Source organism: Rhodoblastus sp. (assembly GCF_041915505.1).
GTDB lineage: Bacteria > Pseudomonadota > Alphaproteobacteria > Rhizobiales > Beijerinckiaceae > Rhodoblastus.
In genome coordinates, this window is sequence record NZ_JAYSBG010000397.1 from 1 (window position 1) to 3,054 (window position 3,054).

Here is a 3,054-nt window from a genome sequence, read left to right on the forward strand (position 1 = left end):
CGCCATGGCCGCGATGGAGGTCTGCTGGGAGGCGCGGCTGCTCGCCAGTTTCGAGCGGCCGATCTATATCTGCATGGTGGCCAAGCCCCTGTCGGCCGACATGATGGTCGAGGCGCTGGATTGCGGCGCCGACGACGTGCTGCAACTGCCGCTTTCCGCCGACGAGCTCTACGCGCGCCTGCGCTCGGCCGAGCGCCTCAACCAGATGCAATTGCGGCTGGACGAAATGGCGACCCGCGACGGGCTGACCGGACTCTTCAACCGCCCGGCCTTTTTCGAGCGCGCGGTCCGGATGTGCCGCGAGGCGAAAGCCCCCCTCGCCGCGATCATGGTCGATATCGATCATTTCAAGGCGATCAACGATCGCTTCGGCCATGCCGCCGGCGATGAGGCCCTGCGCGCGGTCGCCCAATGCCTCGACGGCCGCGACGCCCTGGTCGGGCGGCTGGGCGGCGAGGAATTCGCTTTGCTGCTCGACAAGGGCGACCCCGACGAGGCCTGGGCCGCCGCCGAATTGCTGCGCCGCGAGATCGAGGCGCGTCCGGTCGACGTCGAGACGGCCGCGTTGAACGTCACCTGCAGTTTCGGCGTCGCCATCGGCGCGCCGGGCGACGATATCGACGATCTGCTGCGCCGCGCGGATTCCGCGCTTTACGTCGCCAAGCGCGCGGGCCGCAACCTGGTCGCCTTCTTCGATCCCGAGACGCCGGCGCTTCCCAATCAGCCGAACGCCATTGTGCGCCGCGGCGCGGACGAGAGCGTCCGCCCGCGCCGCCGCATCGCGAGCTGAGGCGAAAGCCGCCGAATCTTCCCGAAGTTTTGATCGCCCGGCGCGCGCGCCCAAGCGGCTGGCGCATGGCCTTAAACTATGCTCTTTGTCATCCGGTTGTTATTTAATTCGTCATATTCGAGGTCAGCTCTCCCCCGCTAAGGAAGTGACCATGACGTCCGCGTCGCAAACCCAGGCAGAACCGGCCATCGTCCGGCCCAATCTCGACCATCCCGCCGAAGCCAAGACCATCTGGGCCCTGATCGCCATCGGCGTCGCCGGCCTGCTCTACGCCGCGTGGTCGATCTATGCCGACGTCGGCCAATCGGCGTCCCAGAGCGCGAAGCTGTGGCCGTTCATCCTGCTCGGCGCCGCTTTGGTGATCGCCCTCGGCTTCGAATTCGTCAACGGCTTCCACGATACCGCCAACGCGGTCGCGACCGTCATCTATACCCATTCGCTGCCGGCGCCCTTCGCCGTGGCGTGGTCGGGCTTCTTCAACTTCCTCGGCGTGCTGACCTCCACCGGCGCCGTCGCCTTCGGCATCATCTCGCTGTTGCCGGTGGAGCTGATCCTGCAGGTCGGCTCCGACGCCGGCTTCGCCATGGTCTTCGCTTTGCTCATCGCGGCGATCATCTGGAACCTCGGCACCTGGTGGCTGGGCCTGCCGGCCTCGTCCTCGCATACGCTGATCGGTTCGATCATCGGCGTCGGCGTCACCAACGCCCTGATGCGCGGCCGCGACGGCACCTCGGGCGTCGATTGGGGCAAGGCCACCGAAATCGGCTACGCTTTGCTGCTCTCGCCTTTGGTCGGCTTCGCCTGCGCCTTCCTGCTGCTGTGGGTGATGAAGCTGCTCGTCCGCAAGCCCGAGCTCTATACTGCCCCGACCGGCGAGGCCAAGCCGCCGCTGTGGATCCGCGCTTTGCTGATCTTCACCTGCACCGGCGTGTCCTTCGCGCATGGCTCGAACGACGGCCAGAAGGGCATGGGCCTGATCATGCTGATCCTGATCGGCACCGTGCCGACAGCCTACGCCCTGAACCGCTCGCTGCCCGAGAGCCACATCCAGCAATTCATCCAGAATTCGACCGCCGCCTCCAAGGTCGTGGACGCCCATGCCGCCGGCTACAACATCATCGGCGACCCGCGCCCGATCGTCACCGCCTATATTTCGCGCCACGAGATCACCGGCGGCACCTTCCCGGCCCTGTCGCTGCTGATCAACGACATCGCCAACCAGGTGAAGTCCCACGGCTCGATCGCCGCCGTGCCGCTCGATCAGGTCGGCAACACCCGTAACGACATGTACCTGACCTCGGAAGCGATCCGCTTCCTGCTGAAGGACAAGGAAGCGGAGCTTTCCGCCTCCGACGTCTCGGCCCTCAAGGCCTACAAGAGCTCGGTCGACCAGGCGACCCGGTTCATTCCGACCTGGGTGAAGATCGTCGTCGCCATCGCGCTCGGCCTCGGCACGATGGTCGGCTGGAAGCGCATCGTCGTCACAGTCGGCGAGAAGATCGGCAAGTCCCACCTGACCTACGGCCAGGGCGCCTCGGCGGAACTGGTGGCGATGGGCACGATCTTTGCCGCCGACAATTTCGGCCTGCCGGTCTCGACCACCCACGTGCTGTCCTCGGGCGTCGCCGGCACGATGGCGGCGAATGGCTCCGGCCTGCAAATGAGCACCGTGCGCAATCTGGCGATGGCCTGGGTGCTGACCCTGCCGGTGGCCATGCTGCTGTCGGGCTCGCTCTACTGGCTGTTCCGCACCATCTTCTGAGACAGATCAATTCCAATGCAAAGGGCCCGCCGGCTTGCCGGCGGGCCCTGTTTTATTGTCCATCCGGGCCGATGGCGCCTCAGGTCACGACCGAGAGGAAAGCGTCGTTCATCTTCCGCTCGTAATAGAAGATGCCCTTGCCGACTTCGGTCTCGTCCCAGGTGCGGGTGGGGATGTCGGGATAATAGGTGTAGCCGCCCGCGAAGACCTCGTTGCGGTTGCCGGACGGATCGAAGAAATAGATCGTCTGGCCGCGGGTGATGCCGTGGCGCGTCGGACCGATATCGATCGAAATATCATAATGCGTGATGATATCCGCCGCATTGCCGACATCCGTCCAGTTTTCGAGATCGAAGGCCAGATGGTGCAGCTTGTTCGGCTCGGGATATTTCACGAAGGCGATGTCATGCGCCTTCATGCCGCAAGTGAGCCAGATCGCCAGCAGGCCGTCGGGCATGTCCACCCGCTCGGCGCAGCGGAAGTCGAGCACGCGGGTGAAGAA

The 3,054-nt window shown here is 65.2% G+C and carries 3 protein-coding genes; 2 read left to right on the forward strand and 1 reads right to left on the reverse strand.

The annotated features are described in order from the left end of the window. Both ACE3S9_RS17565 and ACE3S9_RS17570 read left to right on the forward strand, forming a co-directional pair. The coding region (locus ACE3S9_RS17565) for a diguanylate cyclase (protein ID WP_374547774.1) at positions 1-790 on the forward strand (790 nt) is incomplete at its 5' end. Between the two features lie 145 nt (positions 791-935). Next, on the forward strand, positions 936-2,552 hold the full coding sequence (locus ACE3S9_RS17570; RefSeq protein ID WP_374547775.1) for an inorganic phosphate transporter: 1,617 nt from the start codon (positions 936-938) through the stop codon (positions 2,550-2,552). Positions 2,553-2,631: 79 nt separating this feature from the next. Here ACE3S9_RS17570 and ACE3S9_RS17575 read toward each other — a convergent pair. Then, positions 2,632-3,054, reverse strand: a 423-nt coding sequence (locus ACE3S9_RS17575; RefSeq protein ID WP_374547776.1) for a VOC family protein, incomplete at its 5' end; no start/stop codon positions are given.